Origin of the sequence: Sphingopyxis sp. H073, from assembly GCF_001468395.1 — a bacterium.
GTDB lineage: Bacteria > Pseudomonadota > Alphaproteobacteria > Sphingomonadales > Sphingomonadaceae > Sphingopyxis.
This window is the reverse complement of record NZ_LNSG01000001.1, coordinates 153,632-176,344: the sequence shown is the minus strand read 5'-3', so window position 1 is coordinate 176,344 and position 22,713 is coordinate 153,632. Positions and strand designations below refer to the sequence as shown.

The 22,713-nt window shown below is 66.1% G+C and carries 19 protein-coding genes; 6 read left to right on the top strand and 13 right to left on the bottom strand.

Annotation, left to right across the window (positions count from 1 at the left end):
* Positions 1-2 precede the first annotated feature (2 nt).
* Complete coding sequence (locus ATE64_RS00865) at positions 3-1,424, top strand: wax ester/triacylglycerol synthase family O-acyltransferase (RefSeq protein WP_058455690.1); 1,422 nt, start codon at positions 3-5, stop codon at positions 1,422-1,424.
* Positions 1,425-1,528: 104 nt separating this feature from the next.
* Here the strand turns inward: ATE64_RS00865 and rbfA are convergent, their stop codons facing one another.
* From rbfA to rimP, 5 genes are read right to left on the bottom strand one after another with little or no spacing between them, the layout of a single operon-like run.
* Positions 1,529-1,936, bottom strand: a complete 408-nt coding sequence (rbfA, locus tag ATE64_RS00860) for a 30S ribosome-binding factor RbfA (RefSeq protein ID WP_058455689.1) — start codon at positions 1,934-1,936, stop codon at positions 1,529-1,531.
* Positions 1,937-1,989: 53 nt separating this feature from the next.
* Positions 1,990-4,536 carry a translation initiation factor IF-2 gene (gene infB / locus ATE64_RS00855; protein WP_058455688.1) on the bottom strand — a complete coding sequence of 849 codons (2,547 nt, stop codon included), beginning with the start codon at positions 4,534-4,536 and terminating at the stop codon, positions 1,990-1,992.
* Positions 4,537-4,553: 17 nt separating this feature from the next.
* Positions 4,554-5,324, bottom strand: a complete 771-nt coding sequence (locus tag ATE64_RS00850; RefSeq protein WP_058455687.1) for a DUF448 domain-containing protein — start codon at positions 5,322-5,324, stop codon at positions 4,554-4,556.
* Positions 5,305-6,912, bottom strand: coding sequence for a transcription termination factor NusA (gene nusA / locus ATE64_RS00845; RefSeq protein WP_058455686.1), 1,608 nt, complete (start codon positions 6,910-6,912; stop codon positions 5,305-5,307). The genes ATE64_RS00850 and nusA overlap by 20 nt, the downstream gene beginning before the upstream one ends.
* Entirely contained in the window at positions 6,912-7,457 is a 546-nt protein-coding gene (gene rimP / locus ATE64_RS00840; RefSeq protein ID WP_058455685.1) for a ribosome maturation protein RimP, read from the bottom strand. Before rimP ends, nusA begins: the two co-directional genes overlap by 1 nt.
* A gap of 262 nt (positions 7,458-7,719) precedes the next feature.
* Between rimP and dmeF the strand changes: the two genes are divergently transcribed.
* On the top strand, positions 7,720-8,628 hold the full coding sequence (gene dmeF / locus ATE64_RS00835; protein WP_058455684.1) for a CDF family Co(II)/Ni(II) efflux transporter DmeF: 909 nt from the start codon (positions 7,720-7,722) through the stop codon (positions 8,626-8,628).
* Here dmeF and ATE64_RS00830 read toward each other — a convergent pair.
* Positions 8,625-9,071 carry a hypothetical protein gene (locus ATE64_RS00830; protein ID WP_058455683.1) on the bottom strand — a complete coding sequence of 149 codons (447 nt, stop codon included), beginning with the start codon at positions 9,069-9,071 and terminating at the stop codon, positions 8,625-8,627. The two genes, dmeF and ATE64_RS00830, sit on opposite strands and share 4 nt — an antisense overlap.
* A 220-nt stretch (positions 9,072-9,291) precedes the next feature.
* Here ATE64_RS00830 and ATE64_RS00825 point away from each other — a divergent pair, with 220 nt between their 5' ends.
* Together ATE64_RS00825 and ATE64_RS00820 are read left to right on the top strand one after the other, a co-directional pair.
* A complete protein-coding gene (locus ATE64_RS00825; RefSeq protein ID WP_058455682.1) occupies positions 9,292-10,416 on the top strand; it encodes a cell wall hydrolase in 1,125 nt (374 codons plus the stop codon).
* A 44-nt stretch (positions 10,417-10,460) separates the two neighbouring features.
* Positions 10,461-10,847, top strand: a complete 387-nt coding sequence (locus ATE64_RS00820) for a VOC family protein (protein WP_058455681.1) — start codon at positions 10,461-10,463, stop codon at positions 10,845-10,847.
* Between the two features lie 128 nt (positions 10,848-10,975).
* On the opposite strand, the gene ATE64_RS00815 is transcribed toward ATE64_RS00820, so the two are convergent.
* The 5 genes from ATE64_RS00815 to ATE64_RS00795 all read right to left on the bottom strand — a co-directional run bounded on the left by ATE64_RS00815 (position 10,976) and on the right by ATE64_RS00795 (position 17,178).
* Positions 10,976-12,523 carry an ATP-binding protein gene (locus tag ATE64_RS00815; RefSeq protein ID WP_231729014.1) on the bottom strand — a complete coding sequence of 516 codons (1,548 nt, stop codon included), beginning with the start codon at positions 12,521-12,523 and terminating at the stop codon, positions 10,976-10,978.
* A 247-nt stretch (positions 12,524-12,770) separates the two neighbouring features.
* A complete protein-coding gene (locus tag ATE64_RS00810; RefSeq protein WP_058455680.1) occupies positions 12,771-13,538 on the bottom strand; it encodes a TIGR02186 family protein in 768 nt (255 codons plus the stop codon).
* Positions 13,535-14,443 (bottom strand): sulfite exporter TauE/SafE family protein, encoded by a 909-nt coding sequence (locus tag ATE64_RS00805; RefSeq protein ID WP_058455679.1) that lies wholly within the window; start codon positions 14,441-14,443, stop codon positions 13,535-13,537. The genes ATE64_RS00810 and ATE64_RS00805 overlap by 4 nt, the downstream gene beginning before the upstream one ends.
* A gap of 105 nt (positions 14,444-14,548) precedes the next feature.
* Positions 14,549-15,715 (bottom strand): hypothetical protein, encoded by a 1,167-nt coding sequence (locus tag ATE64_RS00800; RefSeq protein WP_156416443.1) that lies wholly within the window; start codon positions 15,713-15,715, stop codon positions 14,549-14,551.
* On the bottom strand, positions 15,712-17,178 hold the full coding sequence (locus tag ATE64_RS00795; RefSeq protein WP_058455677.1) for a glycosyl transferase family protein: 1,467 nt from the start codon (positions 17,176-17,178) through the stop codon (positions 15,712-15,714). Before ATE64_RS00795 ends, ATE64_RS00800 begins: the two co-directional genes overlap by 4 nt.
* Positions 17,179-17,292: 114 nt before the next feature.
* Here ATE64_RS00795 and nhaA point away from each other — a divergent pair, with 114 nt between their 5' ends.
* Positions 17,293-18,579, top strand: a complete 1,287-nt coding sequence (gene nhaA / locus ATE64_RS00790) for a Na+/H+ antiporter NhaA (RefSeq protein WP_058455676.1) — start codon at positions 17,293-17,295, stop codon at positions 18,577-18,579.
* On the top strand, positions 18,579-19,928 hold the full coding sequence (locus tag ATE64_RS00785) for a hypothetical protein (RefSeq protein WP_197410091.1): 1,350 nt from the start codon (positions 18,579-18,581) through the stop codon (positions 19,926-19,928). Before nhaA ends, ATE64_RS00785 begins: the two co-directional genes overlap by 1 nt.
* A gap of 18 nt (positions 19,929-19,946) precedes the next feature.
* On the opposite strand, the gene ATE64_RS00780 is transcribed toward ATE64_RS00785, so the two are convergent.
* A complete protein-coding gene (locus ATE64_RS00780; RefSeq protein WP_058455675.1) occupies positions 19,947-20,957 on the bottom strand; it encodes an NAD(P)-dependent alcohol dehydrogenase in 1,011 nt (336 codons plus the stop codon).
* The gene (locus tag ATE64_RS00775) at positions 20,957-22,696 is read right to left on the bottom strand and encodes a D-aminoacylase (RefSeq protein WP_058455674.1); all 1,740 of its coding nucleotides are present in this window, start codon (positions 22,694-22,696) and stop codon (positions 20,957-20,959) included. The genes ATE64_RS00780 and ATE64_RS00775 overlap by 1 nt, the downstream gene beginning before the upstream one ends.
* Between the last annotated feature and the right edge of the window lie 17 nt (positions 22,697-22,713).

The window sequence follows — 22,713 nt, the reverse complement described above, 5'->3', positions numbered from 1 at the left end:
CCATGCGGCTGATGCCGATAAGCGACGCGATGTTTCTGGTCGCTGAGACGCGCGAAACCCCCATGCATGTCGGCGGCGTCAATCTCTATACTTTGCCCGACAAGGTCGACGAGACCGAATGGCTCGACGAAATGCTCGCGCTGCTGCGCCAGTCCGAAGGGCTGCGGCGGCCGTTCAGCGAGGTGCTGAAGCTCACCCCGCTCGGCCAGTACGGTCCGATCCGGCTGGTCCCCGACAGGGACATCGACATGCATTACCATGTCCGTGCGGCGGCGCTCCCCAAACCGGGGCGCTACCGCGAGATGTTCGAACTCGCCTCGCGCCTCCACGGCACCTTGCTCGACCGCACTCGGCCCTTGTGGGAAATCACCCTGATCTCGGGGCTCCCCAATCGCCAGATCGCGACCTATTTCAAGATCCACCACGCCTTCATGGATGGCGCCAGCTCGATGCATTTCACCAATGCTATGCTGAGCAACGACAAGACTTACAAGCCCACCGCGTCGCCGATGTCGGTCGAGGTCTATGAGGCGTATAAGCGCAAATTCCCGACCGCGAAAAAGGCGCCGACCCCCAGCATCACCGACCTGAAAGCGATCGGCGCCTTTCTGAAGGAACAATGGGGCAATAGCGTCGGGGTAAGCAAGGCCCTCAACCAATATGCCGCAGCAATGTTTGGTATGGGCGGCGGCGACCTCACAACGCCATGGGCCGGGTTGCCGCGCACCAGCTTCAACCGCAACATCACCGGCGCGCGGCGCTTCGTGGCGCAAAGCTGGTCGCTCGAGCGCGTGCGCGCGATGGGCAAGGCGTATGACGGCACGATCAACGACGCGGTGCTCGCGATGTGTTCGGGCGCGATGCGCAAATATCTGCAATCGCTGAACGAGCTGCCCGACAAGCCATTGAAAGCCATGGCGCCGGTGTCGATCCGCGCCAAGGACGATATCGATTCGGGCAATTCGGTCGCGGCGGTGACCGCCAATCTCGCGACCCATATCGACGATCCGGCCGAGCGGATGCGGACGATCCAGGCGTCGATGAACGCCGCCAAGGCGCAGCTGCGCGAGATGACCGCGCAGCAGATCCAGATTTATACCGCGATCACCCAGATGCCGCAGATGCTGACCGCGCTGACGCGCACCGCGGACAAATTTCCGGCCTATTCGGTGACGATCTCGAACGTCCCCGGCCCGCGCGAGCAGCTTTACTGGAACGGCGCGCGGCTCGACGGCATGTATCCCGCGAGCATCCCGGTCGACGGCATGGCGATGAACATCACGCAGGTCAGCAACAACAAGAATATCGACTTCGGCATCACCGCCTGCCGCCGCAGCGTGCCGCATGTCCAGCGGCTGATCGACTATCTGGAAGACGCGCTCGTCGAGCTGGAGGAAGCGGCGGGGATCAAGGGGAAGGCATAGCCTAAATCCAACCCGTTCGCATCGAGCGAAGTCGAGATGCCCCTCAGCCTCGCGCTGTCCTGATGGGTGTCTCGACTTCGCTCGACACGAACGGGAAATAGAGGTTAGGCCTCGTCACCCTCGCCGCTCGCCAGATCGCGCGCCACCTTCGGGTCGCGCAGCAATTTGTCGATATGGCTCGCCTCGTCGAAACTCTCGTCGGCGAGGAATTTCAGCTTCGCCGCATATTTCATCCGCACCTTCGACGCGACGGTCTTCTGGAGATAGGCCGTATTGGTGCGCAGCGCCTTGATCACCGCTTCCTCGCCTTTGCCGAGCAACGGTTTCACAAAGACCGTCGCGTGGCGCAGGTCGGGCGACATGCGCACTTCGGTGATGCTCACCGGATGCTTCGCGAGCACATCGTCGTGCACGTCGCCGCGCGCGAGGATTTCGCTCAGCACATGGCGCACCTGTTCGCCCACGCGCAGAACGCGGACCGAGGGGCCGGACGGGGTTTCGTTGTGACGCATCGATCAATTCCTGCTGCACCCCCGCCGCCGGCGTGAGTGCGGCAACGGGATAATTACAGCGTACGTTCGCGCAGCTCGACCTCGAAGACTTCGAGATTGTCGCCCGGCTTGATGTCGTTGGTGTCCGCCAGCACGACCCCGCATTCGAGGCCGGCGCGCACTTCGGCGACGTCGTCCTTGAAGCGGCGCAGCGAGGCGATCGTCGTTGCCGAGACGATGACGTCGTCGCGCGTAAGGCGTGCGTGCAGCCCCTTGCGGATGACGCCTTCGAGCACCAGCAGGCCCGCGGCCTTGTCGCGCTTGCCGGCCGGGAAGACGTCCTTGACCTCGGCGCGGCCGACGACATTCTCGATCCGCTCCGGACCCAGCTCACCGGCCATCTCCTTCGCCACTTCGGCGGTCAGGTGATAGATGACGTCATAATACATGAAGCGTACTTTTTCGCGGTTCGCGATCTCGCGCGCCTTGGCATTCGGGCGGACGTTGAAGCCGATGATCGGCGCGCCGGTGGCCGCCGCCAGCGTCACATCGCTCTCGGTAATCGCGCCGGCGCCCGACTGGAGTACGCGGACCCGGATCTCGTCGGTCGACAGGCGGTTGAGCGCATTGACGATGGCCTCGACCGAGCCCTGCACGTCGCCCTTGATGACCACCGGATATTCGATGACCTTCGCCTTGTCGGCGAGCGCCGAGAACATGCCCTCGAGGCTGACCGGCGCCTGCGCGGTACGCTTCTTGAGCGCTTCGCTCTGACGATAGGCTGCGACTTCGCGCGCGCGCGCCTCATTCTCGACGACGGTCAGCGTATCGCCCGCCATCGGTACGCCGCCGAGGCCGAGGACCTCGACCGGCATCGACGGACCGGCTTCCTTGATCTGCTGACCCTTGTCGTTAACGAGCGCACGGACGCGGCCGCTTTCGGCGCCGCAGACGAAGATGTCGCCGACCTTCAGCGTGCCGCGGCGGATCAGGATCGTCGCGACGGGGCCGCGGCCCTTGTCGAGCTTCGCCTCGACCACCGTGCCTTCGGCGGGGCGGTCGGGGTTCGCCTTCAGTTCCATGATTTCGGCCTGCAGCGCGATCGCATCGAGCAGCTTGTCGAGGCCGGTCTTCTTCAGCGCCGATACTTCGACATTCTGCACGTCGCCGCCCATTTCCTCGACCACCAGCTCGTGTTCGAGCAGGCGTTCGCGGACGCGCTGCGGGTTCGCGCCTTCCTTGTCGACCTTGTTGATCGCGACGATGATCGGCACGCCGGCCGCCTTCGCATGGTTGATCGCCTCGATCGACTGCGGCTTCAGCCCGTCATCGGCCGCGACCACCAGGATGACGATGTCGGTGACGTTGGCGCCGCGCTGGCGCATCTCGGTAAAGGCTTCGTGGCCCGGCGTATCGAGGAAGGTGACAAGCGAGCCATCGGGGGTCTTCACCTGATAGGCGCCGATATGCTGGGTGATGCCGCCGGCCTCGCCCGCCTGCACATTCGCACCGCGCAGCGCGTCGAGCAGCGACGTCTTGCCGTGGTCGACGTGACCCATGATCGTCACGACCGGGGGGCGCGGCTTCAGCTGCGCGGCGTCGTCGACGTCCTCGTCATGACGGATGTCGACGTCGGCTTCGCTCACACGCTTGATCTCGTGCCCGAATTCGGTGACGAGCAGCTCGGCGGTGTCTTGGTCGATCGACTGGTTGACCGTTACCGGCATGCCCATCTTGAACAGCGCCTTCACCAGATCCGCGCCCTTTTCGGCCATGCGGTTGGCGAGCTCCTGCACCGTGATGCTGTCGGGCACGACGACTTCGCGGACCTGCTTCTCCCGCGGGCCCGACGAAATCATGTGCGAACGCTTTTCCTTCTCGCGGGCGCGCTTCAGCGCCGCGAGGCTGCGCGCGCGCGCGCCTTCATCGTCGTTGAGCGCGCGCGAGACGGTGAGCTTGCCCGACTGGCGACGGTTGTCGGTCGCGCGGCCCGACTTGGGCTCGGGACGCTTGGGCTCGGGGCGCTTCGGCGCCTCGACCGGCGTGAAGCGGCGCGGTGCCGGTGTGGCGGTCGCGGCAGGCGTCGTGCGCGGCGCGTCCTCGCCCGCTTCCTTGGCAGCGGGGGCTTCGGCAGCAGCCGGCGCTTCGGGCGCAGCGGTCGGCCCCGGAGCCGGCGCGGCTTCGACGGTCTTCGCCTTCTCTTCGCGCGCCTCGGCACGCGCCCTTTCCTCTTCGGCGGCGCGCGCGCGCTCGGCCTCTTCGCGGCGGCGGTTTTCCTCGAGCGCCTGCATCCGCGCTTCCTCGGCCTCGCGGAGCAGCTGCGCCTGGCGTTCCTGGCGCGACATCAGGCTGTCCGCGGCGGGCTTGGGCGCGGCAGGCTTCGCGGCGACCGGGGCGGTCGCGGGGGCCGGAGCGGGCGCGGGTGCGGCCTTGACCTCTTCAACCTCGGGCACGGGGGCGGCCTCGCCGGGGCGACCGAGAACGCGGCGGCGCTTCACCTCGACCACCACCGTGTTGCGGCGACCGTGGCTGAATTGCTGCTGCACCTGGCCGGCCTCGACCGTCCGCTTCAGCCCCAGCGGCTTGCGGGTAAGGGTCGGCTTGTCCTGTTCGTCGCTCATCTAAACTTCTTATTCCTTCAATACGCGTCCGAAGCATCGGAATCCTTATCGGAATCCGTGGACGCCGTCCCATTACCCGCCGTGCGGGGATTCGTGCTCGAAACGCGGTCGGCCGCGTCCCTACTCCATCCGGTGAAAAACTGCCAGCGGCTCAAATGCGCCAGCAACCGGTCAGCGGCACGGGCGTCGATGACAGCCAGATGGACCGCATTTTCTCGCCCCAATGCCATAGATAGGGTGGCCCGGTCCACTGGCAAGATCATCCCTTCGCGGCCGGAACCCTCGTCGTCCTCGCCGACACGCCATGCCTGGGCGAGTTTCTTGCGACCGTCCTCGCCGGCATCACTGGCATGAAGCAGCAGGCGAACCTGCCCGCGCCGCGCCGCCTGCTCGATCTTTTCATTGCCCGAAATCAGGGTTCCGGAGCGCGATTCGAGCCCGAGCCGGTCAAGCGTCGCGCGCTGGAGCTGCGCCTCGATGCGCGCACCGAGATCGTCGGGGATCGTGATAGCCCCCTCGTGCAGCGCCCGCGCGAGCCCGCCCTTGAGCTTGCCCTTCGCCTGCGCGGCTTCGAGTTCGGAGCGCGTCACGCCGATCCACCCCCCGCGCCCCGGCGCCTTGCCGAGAACATCGGGCGCAATCGTGCCGTCGGGCCCGAGCGCAAGGCGCACGAGCCGTTCGGCCGGCGCCACTTCGCCGGTCACCACGCAGCGCCGCTCGGGCACATGCTTCCCGCGCTTGCCCGCGCGGCCGGTTTCGCTCAGCTGATCATTGCGCGGGGTCCGCATCGGCGGCCTCCCCGGTTGCCGGTTCGTCTTCGAACCAGTGCGCACGTGCCGCCATGATGATCTCGTTGCCCTGCTCTTCGCTGAGGCCATATTCGCCGAGCACGCCGCCCTTGTCCTCGGGGCGTTCGCGCGCCGGGCCGCGGCGGTTGTCCTGCCGCTTCTTGGCGATCAGCTCGTCGGTCGCGAGGTCGGCGAGGTCGTCGAGCGTCTTGATTCCTGCCTTGCCGAGCGTGACCAGCATCGCTTCGGTCAGGTGTGGCAGTTCGGCAAGGTCGTCCTCGACGCCCATACCGCGGCGTTCCTGACGGGCGGCCTCCTCGCGGCGTTCGAGCGCCTCGGTCGCGCGGCTCTGCAGTTCCTGCGCCAGTTCCTCGTCGAAACCTTCGATGCCCGCCAGTTCGTCGAGCGGAACATAAGCGACTTCTTCGAGTTCGCCGAAACCCTCGGCGACGAGAAGCTGCGCGAGCGTCTCGTCGACGTCGAGCTCTTCCTGGAACATCGTCGAGCGTTCGACGAATTCGCGCTGGCGCTTCTCGCTCGCGTCGGCCTCGGTCATGATGTCGATCTGGCTGCCGGTCAGCTGGCTGGCGAGACGGACATTCTGGCCGCGGCGGCCGATGGCGAGGCTCAGCTGGTCGTCGGGAACGACGACTTCGATACGGCCGTCATCTTCGTCGATGACGACGCGCTGCACCGTCGCGGGCTGAAGCGCGTTGACGACGAAGGTCGCGGTGTCTTCCGACCAGGGGATGATGTCGATCTTCTCGCCCTGCATCTCCTGCACGACCGCCTGCACGCGGCTGCCCTTCATGCCGACGCAGGCGCCGACCGGATCGATCGAGCCGTCATAGCTGATCACGCCGATCTTCGCGCGCGAACCGGGGTCGCGGGCCGCGGCCTTGATCTCGATGATGCCGTCGTAGATTTCGGGCACTTCCTGCGCGAACAGCTTCTTCATGAACTCGGGATGCGCGCGGCTCAGGAAAATCTGCGGGCCGCGGTTCTCGCGGCGCACCGACAGGATGATCGCGCGGACGCGGTCGCCGACGCGCATCAGTTCGCGCGGGATCTGCTGGTCGCGGCGGATCACGCCCTCGGCGCGGCCGAGATTGACGACGATGTGGCCGAACTCGACCGACTTGACGACGCCGGTGATGATCTCGTTGGCGCGGTCCTTGAATTCTTCATACTGGCGCTCGCGATCGGCTTCGCGGACCTTCTGGAAGATCACCTGCTTCGCCGACTGCGCGTCGATGCGGCCAAGGTCGACCGCGGGCAGCGGGTCGACGATGAAGTCGCCGATCTTGGCGTCCTTCTGCAGCTTTTGCGCGGCAGCAAGATCGACCTGCTTGAAATAATCCTCGACGGTCTCGACGACCTCGACGACGCGCCACAGGCGAAGGTCGCCGGTCTGCGGGTCGAGCTTGGCACGGATATCGTTCTCGGCGCCGTAGCGGGCGCGCGCGGCGCGCTGGATCGCTTCCTCGATGGCCTCGATGACGATGCCCTTGTCGATCATCTTCTCGCTGGCGACGCTGTTGGCAATCGCGAGCAGCTCGGCCTTGTTGGCGGAAATGGCAGTGGCCATCAGTCCTGTCCTTCTTCTTCCATTTCATCCGCGCCCTCGATCGAGAGCGGGACGGTTGCGGCAATCAATTTGTCGGTGAGGACCAGCTTCGCCGTGTCGATCGCATCGAACGGCAGCTTGTGCTCCACCCCTTCCTTATCCGAAATCGTGACGGTATCACCGTCGATGCCGACCAGCTCGCCGTTGAAGCGCTGGCGGCCGTTCAGCTTTTCCTTGAGCGCGACCTTCGCCTCATGCCCCGCCCAGTCGGCGAAGTCGGCGCGGCGCGTCAGCGGCCGGTCGATGCCCGGCGACGACACTTCGAGACGATAGGCGACCTCGATCGGGTCTTTCCCTGCCTCTTCGAGCGCGTCGAGCCGGTCGGAGATGCGGCGCGACAAATCGGCGCAATCGTCGATCGTCAGCTGACGCGTGTCGGGCCGCTCGGCCATCACCTGAAGCGTCGGATCGCTTGTCCCGCCAAAGAAGGCGACGCGCACGAGCGCAAGGCCCATCGCCTCGGCTTCGGGCGCGATGATCGCGTTGAGGACGTCGAAGTCGACCAAGTCTGTTTCCCAAATCGGCTGACCGGAAAACCATGCAGGAAAAGCCGCCGCGGCCCGCGGCCCCGACGTCCCAACTGGCTAACCATGTCAAGAAGTAGGGCGCATATAGGCTTTGCCGCGAGAGTCGGCAAGGGGAGATTGGGGTGGCAGGTTTCGGCGTCCGCCGTCATGGATCCCGACCGTGACTGGGGCACTCAAAGGCATCCGACACCGGCACCACGCACCCCCTTGTCATTCCACCCTTATCCGATAGGCAGCAACGATGTCGCTCGACAGTGAAATCGACGCCCTGACGCACAGCCATGTCTATCTGGGCAAGCGGCACGACGAGAATGCGCGCCGCACGCTCTGGGTGGTGTTGCTCACCGCGGTGATGATGGTCGGCGAGATCGTCGCCGGGATCGCCTTCAATTCGATGGCGCTGCTCGCCGACGGCTTTCACATGGCGACGCACGCCGGTGCGCTCGGCATCGCGGCGCTCGCCTATCGCTACGCGAAACGCCACGCGACAAGCGGTCGCTACAGCTTCGGCACGGGCAAGGTCGGCGACCTCGCGGGCTTCGCCTCGGCACTCGTCCTCGGCATCGTCGCGATCGGCATCGCCTGGGAATCGGCGATCCGCCTCGTCGATCCAAGCCCGGTCGAATTCGGCGAGGCGACGGTCATCGCGGTGATCGGGCTCGGCGTGAACATCGCCAGCGCGCTGCTCCTCGGCCACGGGCACGATCATGAGGATCATCACGGTCACGCGCACGATCACAGGCACGAAAAGGACAACAACCTCCGCTCGGCCTATCTTCACGTCGTCGCCGACGCGCTGACCTCGGTGCTGGCGATCGCCGCGCTGCTCGGCGGACGCTATCTTGGCTGGGTGTGGCTCGACCCCGCGATGGGTGTCGTCGGCGCGATCGTCATCGCGGTGTGGTCCTGGTCGTTGATGCGCGACACCGGCGCGGTGCTGCTCGATGCCACCGATGACAAGCTCGCGAGCGAAATCCGCACCCTCGTCGAGGGGCCGGGCGATGCGACGATCACCGATCTCCATGTCTGGCGCGTCGGGCCGGGCGCACACGCCGCAATCGTCAGTGTGACGGGACAAGGGCGCGCGATCATTTGCGAACGCCTGCGCCCGGTCCACGAGATCGAACATCTGACGGTCGAAATTCGCTAGTCGGCAATCTCGATTTCGATATGCGGCCACGCGCCGCGCAATTTCTCCGCCCAGCGGTCATAGGGCCAGGGAATCACCTCCTGATCGAACCAGAAGAGGCGGTTGCCGGCGAGATCATAGAGATGGACCTCATCCTCCTGCTCGTCGCGGCGGACGATACGCAGCTTGCCGATTTGCGAGGGGTGGATACGCCCCTCATCCCCGCCCGCCGCGCCGATCCGGCCCTGCCACCACAAGATGTCGCCGGTCCGGACATCAATGCAACTGCCGCGCCGCGGATTGGCGAGGATGGTGAGGCCCGCGCCCAACGCGACGAGAGCCCCGAACCCCTGCGCCATCGGCACCAGCCACGGCGCGCATTCGCGCCCGTCCTCGCTGCAATTTTCCTCGGGGCGAAGCATCGAGCCCGCCCAGAAGAAGATCAGGCCGAAGGCGAAGAGCAATCACAGCCGGGCGTCGGTCCGCGCGCTGCGGCGATAGCTTGGAATACCCCCATCCGTCATGCGCCGAGCATAGGACGTCAGCCTCAACAGCTCGCTAACGTCCGCCGCCAGCCATGTCCCCGCGTGGGACATGCGCAGCGCGGCGAAACCGTTTATTGGCGTTTCGGGGCATAAGGCCGGAAATAGGGCGCGAATCGCCCGAGATGGTTTGACGGAACGCATGAAACCCGAACTCAACCTTGCCGCCGGATCGACGTGGCGCGACCCGGCGCCGGCAAAAACGGCGGGACCGGGCCGCGACTATTGGGCGGTGCTGGTCGCGGTGGTCGTGGTCGCGTGCCTCGCGCTGATGCTCTCAACCGGCCAATATCGCCCGCGCGGTTTCGGGCCGTACAGCGTCACGGTGCCGCTCAGTTTCAAACCCTATGATCCCGCGCGCTGGGCAATCATGAATTCCGACAGCTATGAGGACGCGCTGAAGATCGATCCGACGCTGCCCGATCCCGCGAGCGTAGGTTATGCCGATGCGACCGCGCTACCGCCGGCACCCCCCGCGCAGCTTCAGCAGGAGGCGCTCACCGGCCCTGCCGCGAGGCCCTATATGTTTCGCGGCCTCACTGCGCTCGACCGCGAGCGTGCACATTATTGCCTGACCGCCGCCATCTATTACGAAGCGGCGTCGGAAAGCGACGATGGGATGCGCGGCGTCGCGCAGACGGTGCTCAACCGAGTCCGCCATCCGAGCTTTCCGAACTCCGTGTGCGGTGTCGTGTTCCAGGGGTCGGAGCGCGCGGGCGTGTGCCAGTTCACCTTCTCCTGCGATGGTGCGATGGCCCGCGCGCCGAGCAAGACCAACTGGCTCCGCGCGAGCCGCATCGCGGCGGCCGCTCTCAATGGCTATGTCTTTACCGGCGTCGGGCTCGCGACCCATTATCACACCACCGCGATCTGGCCGCGCTGGGGCAAGAGCCTCGTCATGACGAACATCGTCGGTGCGCATATCTTCCACCGCTGGCGCGGCCGCTGGGGAATGCCCGACGCTTTCCGCGCGCCCTATCTCGGCCGCGAGCCCGTACCGGGCCCCTATCTGCCGGTCGCGCAGCAGCTTGCGATCCTGAGGGGCAAGGGGATCGTGCCGGGCGCAGGGCCGGTGCCCACGCTCGCCGGCGCGCCCGCTCCCCTCCCCGACGTTGCGCCCGCACCGATGCCCGGTGCGATGACCGCCCCGCCGCCCGCACCCGCGGCACCGGCTGCGGCGCCCGCGCCGGCCTACTCGGACCCGCGGCTGAACCAGTCGGGCCAGGTCCGCGAGGAATTCCGGAAAAGCGGGGAGTGGATTCGCTGACCGAAGCTGCCTAGTCTCACCGCGTCATTCCATGGGAGGCTGACATGGGGCATGTGAAAGGAATCGGCGGACTCTTCTTTCGCGCGAAGGATCCGGAGAAACTGAGCGCATGGTATCGCGAACGCCTCGGCGTCGGTGGCGGGTGCAGCGCCGACGACAGCGTGCCGCCGAACCAGTGGGTGTGGAATGTCACCGCGGGGCCGCTCGTCTTTTCGCCGTTCAAGGCCGACACCGACTATTTCGCCGCCGACCGCCAGTTCATGATCAACCTGCGCGTCGACGATCTCGATGCCGTGCTGGCGCCCTTCAGACAAGCGGGCGAGGCGATCATCACCAAGCCCGAATGGGACGATCCATCGGTCGGGCGCTTTGCGCGGGTCCACGACCCCGAAGGCAATCCGATCGAACTATGGGAGCCGCCGCAAGGGTAACCTTGTTGTCTGGCTAACGCCAGACGCGGCACCGGCCCGCTCCCCCGCCCGGCCTCCCGACATAGTATTCTGTGGGAGGCCGGGCGGGGGAGCGGGCCGGTGCCGCCTTCGCCGTCAGGCGAAGAACATCAACGCCCCTGGCTACGCCAGCGCTTGACGACGCGTTCGAGGATTTCGGCCTCGCCGCCGGTTTCGCGCCACAGTTTAGAGAAGAGCGGATCGCTCGACGCCGGGCGCTTGTCCTCTTCGAGCGTGTCGAGATAGACGCGGATCGGGATCGACACGCCCTCGCCGCAGACGATGCATTCGCGGTTGCGCAGCGCCGGGATCGAGTCGATGAAGCCGCGCGCGCCTTCGGGCATCGCCGCCTTGACGAAATGCTGGTCGCGCTCGTTGTTGAGGCGCATCGAGATGATCGTACCGCACTGCGACAGCACGCCTTCGGCCAGGTCGGACGGGCGCTGCGTGATCAGGCCCAGCGACACGCCGTACTTGCGACCTTCCTTGGCGATCCGTTCGAGGATCTTGCGGACCGCCTGGCCCTCGCCGACATCCTTCGCCGGGATGTAACGGTGCGCCTCCTCGCAGACGAGCAGGATCGGGCGCTGCGGCTCGCCGCGCGACCAGATCGCATAGTCGAAGGTCAGCCGAGATAGCACGGCCACGACCACGGACGTGATGTCCGACGGAACGCCGGAGACGTCGATGATCGAGATCGGGCGGCCATCCGACGGCAGGCGGAAGATCTTGCCGATGAAATTCGCCATGGTGTCGGCGACGAGCATCCCCGAGAACATGAAATTATAGCGCGGGTCGGCGCGCATTTCTTCGATCTTGCCCTTGATGCGCATGAAGGGCGCCGACGACGTCGCCTTGTCGAGCTTGCCCATCTCGTTCTGCAGGATGTTGAGAAGGTCGGAGAGCAGATAGGGGATCGGCGAGTCGACGGTGATCTTGGTCATCCCCTCGGCGAGCCGGTTCTTGGTGCGCGCCTGCAGCAGGCAGCGCGCCAGAATGTCGCAGTCGGCCTGGCGTTCGCGGCCCTGCGCGGTGACGAACACCTCGCAATGTTCCTCGAAGTTCATCAGCCAATAGGGAAGCGCGAGGTTATCGACGTCGAACAAGGCACCGGTGCTCTTGAACGCGGCCGAATATTCGCCGTGGGGGTCGATCATCACGATGTGACCCTGCGGCGCGAGTTCGCAGATCTTGTGCAGGATCAGCGCGGCGCTGGTCGACTTACCCGTACCGGTCGAGCCCAAAAGCGCGAAATGCTTGCCGAGCATCGCGTCGACATAGAGCGAGCCGCGAATATCCTTGGTCGGATAGACGTTGCCGATCTCGACATGCGCGCGTTCGTCGGCGGCATATATCTGCTTCAGATCGTGGCTGGTCGCCGCATAAACCTGGCTGCCCGGGATCGGATAGCGCGTCACGCCGCGGCGGAAATTGTGAATACGACCGGTGATCTTTTCCTCTTCGCCCTCGCCGAGGAAGTCGATCGTCGCGACGATCAGCCCCTCGCCGCGCTCGTGAAGCTGCTGGTCACGGATGCTGGCGACGAGCCAGGTGCTGCCGACGCGGATCTTTACCTGAGCGCCGACCTGTCCGGCCATCGCGACGGCAGCGTCGGCGGAAGTCGACAACTCGCCCAGCGTCGCAGCATCGAGCAGCATGCGCGATGCAGAACCCGAAATATCGATGACTTCGCCGATCAGCAGGTCATCGCGGTGATGGAGCGTGACCGGCGCGACCGCCGCTGCCGTGCCGCCGCCTGCGAGGCGCACATGCTGCGCCGCCGTCGTGTCACCGGCGCTGAAACCGCCGCCATGCATATCCATATTTTGCCCCGCCACTTGTTGTCCCGGGGTCGTTATCGCAGGCGAGAGTAAACAAAGCGCTTATACTAAATGGCAATATATCTCAGCGGCGCCGGAAAATGGCCGATGCGCCATAGCCGAGCAGCAGCGACAGCGCGACCGCGGTCAGGCCGTAGAGGAAGCCGTGGCGCTGCGCCGCGAGCGCGACGAAACGCTCGAAACCCGCCTTGCGGATCTGGACGTCGCGCGAGGCGACCGCCAGCACGCGGCCGCGGCTGATCAGATAGGTTTCGGCGCGATAGGTGCCCACCGGCACGCGCGCCGGAACCGGGATGCGCGCTCGATAGAGCACGCCTTCCGTAATCTCGACCGCGCCGGGATTCTCATAGAACAGTCCGCTCCGCCGATAGAGGTCGATCAGCCCGCTCTCGAAGCGCGCGAGCTTGCGCGCCTCCGAAAAGCCGGCCGGCGACATCGACAGATTGTCGAGGCCGAGCTCGAAGATGGCGGCGGTGCGTTCGTCGACCAGCTTGTCGATCGGCCGCGACGAACCGATTGCATAGAAGCCCGGCGACGTGCGAAGGCGGATGCTGTTCGCGTTAACCCAGATGCCCGCGACGCGGCGCTTTTCGCGAAGCACGATCGGACGCACCGGTCCTTTCAGCACCACGACGATATCGGCGCGGTCGTCGGGGAGGCGCTGGCCCGGATAGAGGATCGCGCCGAACAGCAGCAATTCCTCGCCGGTAAAGCTGTACTGGATGTCGATCGCGCGGCTCGACACATCGGGGACGAGCCGCGGGTCGGCGGCCTGCGCCGGAACCGCCGCGAACAGCGCGAAACCAAGGATCGAGGCGAGTGCGAGCCTCATTGCACCGTATAGATTTCGTCGGGGCGGATGAAGAGCCCCACGGCCATCCGCGCCGCGACCAGCAACACGATCGCCGCGAGCGCCATGCGCAGATATTCGGGCTTCACCTTCTGCGCGAAGCGCGCGCCGAACTGCGCCCCGGTGACGCTGCCGAGCAGTAGCAGGCCGGCGAGGACGATATCGACCGCACCCGTCGTCATCGCGTGGACCATCGTCGTCGCGATCGTCACGAACAGGATCTGGAACAGCGAGGTGCCGACCACGACCTGCGTCCCCATGCCGAGCAGATAGAGCATCGCCGGGACCATGATGAAACCGCCGCCGACACCAAGCAGCATCGTCAATATGCCGACCAGCATCCCGAGGATCAGCGGCGCGAGCGGCGAGATATAAAGGCCCGAGCGGTAGAAACGCCAGCGCAGCGGCAGGTTGGCAACCATCGGATGGTGACGCCGCTTTCTGGCGGGAGCAGGCAATCCCGCCCGCGCGGCGCGGAGCGCGCCCCAGGCCTCGCGCGCCATCAGCCCGCCGACCGAGCCGAGGAGCACGACATAGAGGATATTGATCGCGGTATCGATCTGGCCCCAGGCGGTGAGGAGTTCGAACAGCCCCGCGCCGATCAGCGAGCCGAGCAGGCCCCCGGCAATCAGCACCGCGCCCATCCGCACATCGACCCCGTCACGCTCGAAATGTGCGAGCGCGCCCGACACGCTGGCGCCGGTCACTTGCGTCGCCGCCGATGCGGCAGCGACCGTCGGCGGGATGCCATAGAAGATCAGCAGCGGCGTCGTCAGGAAACCGCCGCCGACCCCGAACATCCCCGACAGAAAGCCGACCCCGCCGCCGAGCAGGATGATGACCAGCGCGTTGACCGACAGATTGGCGACTGGGAGGTAGAGATCCATGGGCCCCGAAACATGCGTCTGCGGCGTAAAACTGCGCCGAGTCCCGAAACCCTAGAGCATTTTTCATCGCCGGGGAATCGGATGAACCAGCTAAATTTCCCGACGTCAGAAATCGGCCGCCAGCGTCAGCGCAACGCCGCTTTCGGGGCGAGCATTGCCGGCCACCCGCTGCCGCCAATCGAGAGCGATCCGAGCGCCCTGCCCGACATCTGGAAGCTTTACGGTCAATCGCGGCCCTATATCGACGCGCGACGCGCCGGGCTGGATCGCTCCAGCCGCCAGCGCGCCGAGGCGCAGCGGCGACCGCTCGTCCTTGCCCAACCGGCGATCGATCACGACGGCCCCGTCGGCAAAGCCGTCACGGCGGTTGAGGCCGACCACGCCGATTTGGGCATAGGCCTCGAGCCGGAACGCGCCCGCTACCGGAACATCGCCCACGCCACCGCTCGCCAGCGCGGCGAGCGCCGTCCGCCCTTGGTCGCCGAGCGCAACGCGTTGCTCCACCGCGATATCGACCGGCCAGCGCCGGACCGGCGCGAAAGCCACGCCGAACGCGGCCTCGCGCTGGCGCGGCTGTTCAATCGCCACCGTCGCCCGGCCATAGGCGCGCACGCGCCCGGCATCTCCAAAGCCGTAGGCCAGCCGCATCCCGGCCTGCGAGCCCCCCAGTTGACCGCCCGCCACGATATTGCCCGGCGTCCGATCGGATCCTTCGCGCAGATAGATCCAGCTTCCCAGCGACCAGCCACCGAGCCGCCGGTTCATCCAGAAGGGCTCCGCATAGCCTGGCGTTGCAGCAGCGGCGGGTGTCCCGACCGCCCACAGGCTTTCACGGCCGGGAAAGGCCGCGCTCGACTGACTGGCCGACGGGAAAAGGCGTGCCATCAAAGCCAAGCGTAAGCTGTGACGATTACCGCCGCCGGCCATCGACGGCTCCTCTCCACGCCGGTCATCGTCGCCGAACGCGAAGGCGCGCCGGGCGCCTTGACGGCTTGCCAGCATCGAGGGCGGCACCGACATGCCAAAGGCTTGGCGCGCCAGCCGGCGGTCTCCGGCGCGGGCGGACGTGACGAACGGAGGGGGCGGCGCAGCCAAGGCAGGCGGTGGAGGCACCCACGCGGACCCTACGCCCGCGGGCGCGGCCATCGGGACAGCGGCATCCCACAGCGCCAAAGCTCGAACGCCGATCCACCCAACCAGACACAGCGCCAAAAAGCGAAACGCCCGCGCTTCGGTTCCGGCCGGCAGCAAGACGCGTACGCCGATGATCACTCGGTCGCTCGCGATGGCAGCGGCTCGGTCAGCGGCGCGCGATGGAAATGTTCGGTCTTGTCCCACACGACCTTGCCCGATCGGAGCATGGTCCAATAGAGCGAAGCCGCCCGGCGCGCGGCGAGTATCGCGATGACATTGCCGAGAAAGGCGCGCGGCAGCGCCTGCAGCGCCTGCCGAGGCCCGTACCAGCGGGCAGTGAAATATCCGCGCATGCCAAGCCGCCAGAGCAGAACCACCGCGTTGACCAGGAACAGCGTGCGGATCGCCTGTCCCGGCGTCGGCATGGCCCATCCCAGCCACTGCGTCCCCGCAACGCCCAGCGTCGTCAGAACCAACGCGACATAGGCCGTCAGCAGCACGATCGCGGCCAAGGGCGCGCGCCGGTCGCGCCACAGCATCCAGCGCGTCAGCCAGATATTGGGACGTCCGCCATCCTGTATGCTGCGTATCTGGCCGATCCAACCGAGCGAATCCCAGGCCGCAAGCGCGATACCTGCAATCCACCGAGACTTCTGCCGTACTGCGGTTTCTACCGTGATCGGGAACGCCCCGCGCGACGCTATTCGATCCCCGTCCGGTCCGATCGCATCGACGAAGCGGGCCGACAGGCCATAGGCGCCGATCAGCATGCCCAGCTCATAATCCTCGGTCAGGCTGTCCGGCCGAAAGGGATCACCGCCGCGCTCGATCGCCAGCAGGGCAACGGTGCTGCGGGCCAACGCGCAGCCGACGCCTGCCGACGGGATCGGGAGGCCCAGCCGCGAACGAAGCACGACCTCCTTGCCATGCGCTTCCGCAAACTCGTCGCAATAATGACCCCCGATCCAGGTTGCCCCCTGATCGACAAAGGGCACGACCGGGATCTGGACCATCGCATTGCCGTCGAGGGTGCGGCGATAGAGAGCGAGTTCGTGAGGATGCACATGGTCTTCGGCATCGTGCAGAATGACGCCCAGGGCGCGAAACCCCTCGGCACGCTCGTCGGCGCACAGTGCGGCCCACATCTGGTTGAGATTGTCGCCCTTCGTCGTGGGGCCGTCAGCGGCGCCGATCACCAGGCGGAGCCGCGGGTCGGATGCCGCCAGCGGCGACACCGCGAGCAACGTCGCCGCGTCGTTGGGATAACAGCCGATATAGATGCGAAAATCATCGTCACCCCAGGCCGCCAGCGAGCGCAACAGCGTCGTCGGCAGAACCGCCGCCTCCTTCCAGGCCGGAATGAAGATCGCCAACTTTCCGGCGAGCGGCTGCTCCTTGTCCACACCGAGATCGACTAGTCGGTCGCGGCCGTTCGTCGCGATCCACAGACCGTCGAAGAGCAGGTCGTCAATCCCGAACAGCAGGATGCCGACCGATGCAAACAGCATCAGTTCGCGACCGGCGCCCAGCACCAGCCACTCCAGCGATGCGATCGACAGCTCCACCCCGCGCGTCGCCCCTTCTCGATGGCGCCCCGCCATCGGCCGGCGTCATTCGGTAATATCGACACAATTTTTGTAAAGGGTGACGGACGCCCCCACGGTCGCTAGGAAAGCGGGGTCAAACCCCTTGAAAGCGATCCGGTATTTTCCCGAATGTCCAGTAAATCCGCCCCTCGATCCGCCCTTCGCGACTTTCTGGAGAGTGAAAGCGCGGGAGGAATGCTGCTGATTTTCGCCGCCATAATGGCGATGATTGTTGCAAATTCGACATTCGCAGAGACCTATAATCATCTCATCCACGCCGTGACGGGGCCGGTCCTGACCGACAAGCTCGGTCCGATGACGGTGCATCTGTGGATCAACGACGGGCTGATGGCGATTTTCTTCCTGCTCGTCGGGCTGGAGATCAAGCGCGAGTTCGTCGACGGACGGCTCGCGACATGGGGCCGGCGGATCCTGCCGATGGTTGCCGCGGCTGCCGGCATGGCAGCCCCGGCCGCGATCTATTTGGCCTTTGCCGGCGCGACGCCCGGCCTCGCGCAGGGCTGGGCGATTCCCGCCGCGACCGACATCGCCTTCGCGATGGGCGTGCTCGCCCTGCTCGGCAAACGCGCACCGACCTCGCTCAAGCTGTTCCTCATCACCGTGGCGATCGTCGACGATATGGGCGCGGTGGCGATCATCGCGCTCTTCTATACCGCCAAGATCAACCTCGTCGCGCTCGGCGCGGCGGCGGCGATTCTCGGCGTGATGTTCGCGATGAACCGCCTGGGAGTGAAGAGCCTTGCGCTCTACCTCGTCGCCTTCCTGATCCTCTGGTACGCGATGCTGCTGTCGGGCGTCCACGCGACCATCGCGGGCGTGCTCGCCGCGATGGCGATTCCCTTCGAGCGGACGCCGGGCGCGCCCGACAGCGAAGAGTCTCCGCTGCACCGGCTGGAGCACGGACTGCATCCCTGGGTTGCCTTCGCGATCGTCCCGCTTTTCGGCTTCGCCAACGCCGGGGTCGATGTCCGCGGCCTTGGTCCCGAGCAGATGTTCGCGCCGCTGCCGCTCGGCATCGCGGCAGGGCTGTTCCTCGGCAAGCAGCTCGGCATCTTCGGCAGCGTCTGGCTCGCCGTGAAGCTCGGCATCGCCGGGCGTCTGCGCGGCGCGACCTGGCTGCAGGTCTATGCGGTCGCGATTCTGTGCGGCATCGGCTTCACGATGAGCCTGTTCATCGGCGGGCTCGCCTTCCCCGGCGATGCGGCGCTGGTCGAGGAAGCGAAGATCGGCATCCTGATGGGGTCGCTGGTCGCCGCGCTCTCGGGCTTCGCCCTGCTGCGCCTTGCACCGCCGCATCCCGACCATGACGCGATCGAAAGCGAGACGAATGCGGAAATTGCCGCCGATGGCGATGTGCGCGATACGTCGGACAGCAAGGAACCGGCCGCGACCTGATGCGCAAGCTCCCCTTCCTTCTCCTCCTCGCCGCCCCCTTGGGATCGTGCGCGGTCGATGCGCCGCCGCGTCCCGCGAATGAAGCGGGGATCGCGTCACTCGATGTCCGGCGCAGCCCCGACGCGTCGCAAGCCCTCGATGCCATCGCAGCCGACTATCTGCGCCTGACGCTTGAGATCGGGACGCACGAGGACGGCTATATCGACGCCTATTACGGCCCGCCCGACCTTCAAAAGGCGGCCGAGGCGGCGCCGCGCGACAGGGATGCGCTGCTCGCCGCGACGCGCGACCTGATGGTGCGGACCGATGCCGCAGCGCGGCGCCTGTCCGATCCGCTCGACCGCCGCCGCGCCGCCTTCCTGCGCGCGCAGCTTCGCGCCGCCGAAGCGCGGCTGATGATGATGCAAGGCACGCGCTTCGCCTTCGCCGACGAGGCCGAAAGGCTGTTCGGCGTCCGCCCGAAGCTGAAACCGCTCGAAACCTATGACGCTGAACTTGCCAGGATCGAGGCGCTGGTTCCCGGCGAGGGACCGCTCGCGACGCGGGTCGAGGCCTATCTCGACCGCTTCACCATCCCGAAGCAGCGGCTGCAGAAGGTCTTCGACGCCGCAATCGCACGCTGTCGCGGCCGCAGCGCCGCGCATATTCCGATGCCCGCGGGCGAGAGCTTCCGCCTCGAATTCGTCACCGGCAAGAGCTGGAGCGGCTATAACTATTACCAGGGCGGCTATCACAGCCTGATCCATGTCAACACCGACCTGCCGATCCGCCTGTCGCGCGCACTCGACCTCGGTTGCCACGAGGGCTATCCCGGCCATCATCTGCTCAACATGAAGCTGGAGGAAGGGCTGGCGAAGGGGCGCGGCTGGAGCGAGTTCAGCGTCTATCCGCTCTACAGCCCGCAAAGCCTGATCGCCGAGGGCAGCGCCAACTACGGCATCGACCTCGCCTTTCCAGGCACCAGCAAGGCCGACACCGAGCGCGACGTGCTGATGCCGATCGCCGAGATTCCCGTACCATCCGACGACCGCTACTGGCAATTGCTGTCGGCGATCAAACGCGCTTCGGGGGCGCGGCTGACGATCGCGCAGCAATATCTCGATGGCGAGATCGACCGGGCGACGGCGGTTGCGCTTACCCGGAAATATATGCTCGTCTCGCCCGAACGCGCCGACCAGTCGGTTCGCTTCACCGAACAATATCGCAGCTATGTGATCAATTACGGCCTCGGCGAGACGATGGTCCGCGCCTATGTCGAGCGCGGCAGGCCGAGCCGCGACGAGATGTGGCGGCGGATGGCGAAGATCGTCAGCGAACCGACCTTGCCTTCGGATTTGCTCGGGCGTTGAGCCGCTAGGGTCAGGACCCTAGATATCGACGATGATCTTGCCGAAATGCGCGTTCGCCGCCTGATGCCGGAACGCGTCGGCGAGATTTTCGAGCGGGAAATGCTGGTCGAGGATCGGACGGATGCCGTTCGCCTCGACCCCCGCGATCATCGCGAGTTGCTGCGCGCGGCTGCCGACCGTCAGCCCTTGCACGCGCAGATTCTTGCTCATCAGCAGCGCGGTTTTCACCGGCCCGACAATCCCCGTAAGCACGCCGATCAAGGCGACATGGCCGCCGACGCGCGTGGCGACCATCGATTGGTCGAGCGTCCCGGCACCGCCGATCTCGACCACCGTATCGACACCGCGCCCGCCGGTGAGTTCGAGCGCCCTGGCGCCCCACTCCGGGACGTCCTTGTAATTGATCAACGCGTCGGCGCCGAGCGCCTTCAGCCGATCGAGCTTCGCGTCCGACGAGCTTGTCGCGATCACTCGCGCACCTGCCGCCTTGGCGAATTGCAGCGCGAACACGGACACCCCGCCGCTGCCCTGCACCAGAACGGTCGAGCCCGGCAAGGTAGCACCGTCGACGAACAGCGCACGCCACGCGGTCAGCCCCGCACAGGTCAGCGTCGCGGCCTCGGCGGCCGACCAGCCTGTCGGTGTGCGGGTAAACCAATGCTGCGGCGTCACCACCACGTCGCGCGCATAGCCGTCGGTGCTGTCACCGGGCACATTGGTCAGCGCGCTCATCGACGGCGAGGGGCCGTCGCCCCAGCCGGGAAAGAAGAGTGAAACGACGCCGTCGCCGACCTTGTAATCGGTCACGCCCTCACCAACCGCCTCGACGGTCCCCGCCCCGTCGGACATCGGGATGCGGCCATCGACGGTCGGAATCATCCCGGCGACGACCGCGAAGTCATGGAAGTTGAGCGACGAGGCCGCGAGCCGCACGCGAATCTCGCCCGGCCCCGGATCGCCGGGGTCGGCAAGATCGGCGAGCGTCAGATTGTCGAGCGAGGCGGGCGCGCGAAGCCGGACCGCCCGCATCACTCCGCCGCCATCGCCAGCTCGACTTGCTGCGGACCGCGGATGACACCGCCCGGGGTCGGGCCCTGCATTTTGCCGTCCTTGAAGGTGACGACGCCCGACTTGATCGTCGCGACGTAGCCGTCGGCCTTTTGCAGCAGGCGCTTGCCGCCCGCGGGCAGGTCGAAGGCGAGCCACGGCTTGCCAAGCTTCAGCGCCTCCATGTCGATGACGTTCAAATCGGCGAGATAGCCCGGCGCCAGCACCCCGCGATCCTCGAGGCCATAGAGCATCGCGGTATCGCGGCACTGGCGCTTGATCGCATGTTCGAGGGCGATGCGGTTTCCCTTGCGGTCGCGGACCCAGTGCTGGAGCATGAAGGTCGGCGAGGCCGCATCGCAAATCGTGCCGCAATGCGCGCCGCCGTCCGAAAGGCTGTTCACGGTGTCGTCCGCCGCCTGCAAATCCTCGAGGAAATTGAGGTTGCCGTCGCGGTAGTTGAGGATTGGGAAGTAGATGAAACCCTTGCCGTCGTCCTTCATCAGCAGATCATAGGCATATTCGTCAGGCGAGACCCCCGCCGCCGCGGCACGCGCGGCAATGCTTTCGTCCATCTTGGGCTCATAGTTGAAGTCGGGGTCCATTTCGAACTGCACCGGCCAGCCGAGCGCGACGATCTTTAGGAAATCGAGGATGTCGCTTTCAGGCCAGACATTCGCCTCTTCGATCATGCGACTCTTGAACGCCGGGTCTTTCAGATGCGCGAGTTGCTGCTCCCACGGCAGGTCGATGATCTCGTTCCACGCGGGCTTGAAGCGGAAGGGATGCACCGTCCCCTGCCACGCCATGATGATGCCATTGCCGCGCAGCGCGATCTGCGCGACGATGTTCGCGCCGGTCGCATTCTGTTTGCGCATTTCCGAAATCTGCTCTTCGAGCGGCAATTCCTTGGCGATCGACTGGAGCGCGGCGAAGGTCACGGGAAGCCCGGTCTCGCGGCTCAAATCCCCCATCCACTGAAACTCGTTCCATTCGCGCTTCATGTCGCTCGCCATTTCGAACACGCCATAGCCGACGCGCCCCATTGCGCGGCCGATCGCGACCAGTTCCTCGGCGGTCGCGGTGGTGCCGGGGACGAGTTCGCCGTCGACCGACTTGTGGAGAACGGTGCGGCTGGTCGAGAAGCCGAGCGCACCGGCGCGCACGCCCTCCTCGACGATGCGCGACATTTCCGCGATATCCTCGGCGGTCGGAATCGCGCCGGGCTTTTCGCGGTCGCCCAGCACATAGGCGCGCACCGCCCCGTGCGGGACGTGGCACGCGACGTCGACGGTGCGCGGCAGTTTTTCGAGCGCGTCCATATATTCGGGGAAGGTCTCCCAATCCCACGACATGCCCTCGGCGAGCGCGGTGCCGGGGATGTCCTCGACGCCCTCCATCAGCGATATCAGCCAGTCGTGGCGGTCGGGCCGCGCGGGCGCAAAGCCAACGCCGCAATTGCCCATGACGACGGTGGTGACGCCGTGCCAGCTCGACGGCGCCATTTCGGCGTCCCAGGTCGCCTGCCCGTCATAATGGGTGTGGACGTCGACGAAGCCGGGGGTAACGATCTTGCCGGTCGCGTCGATTTCCTCGCGTGCGGGGCCGAGGTTCCGGCCGATCGCGACGATGCGATCGCCCGCCACCGCGACATCCGCAACGAAAGGCGCGCCGCCCGTTCCGTCGACGACGGTGCCGCCGCGTATCACCAGATCATGCATCCCGACTCTCCCGGCTA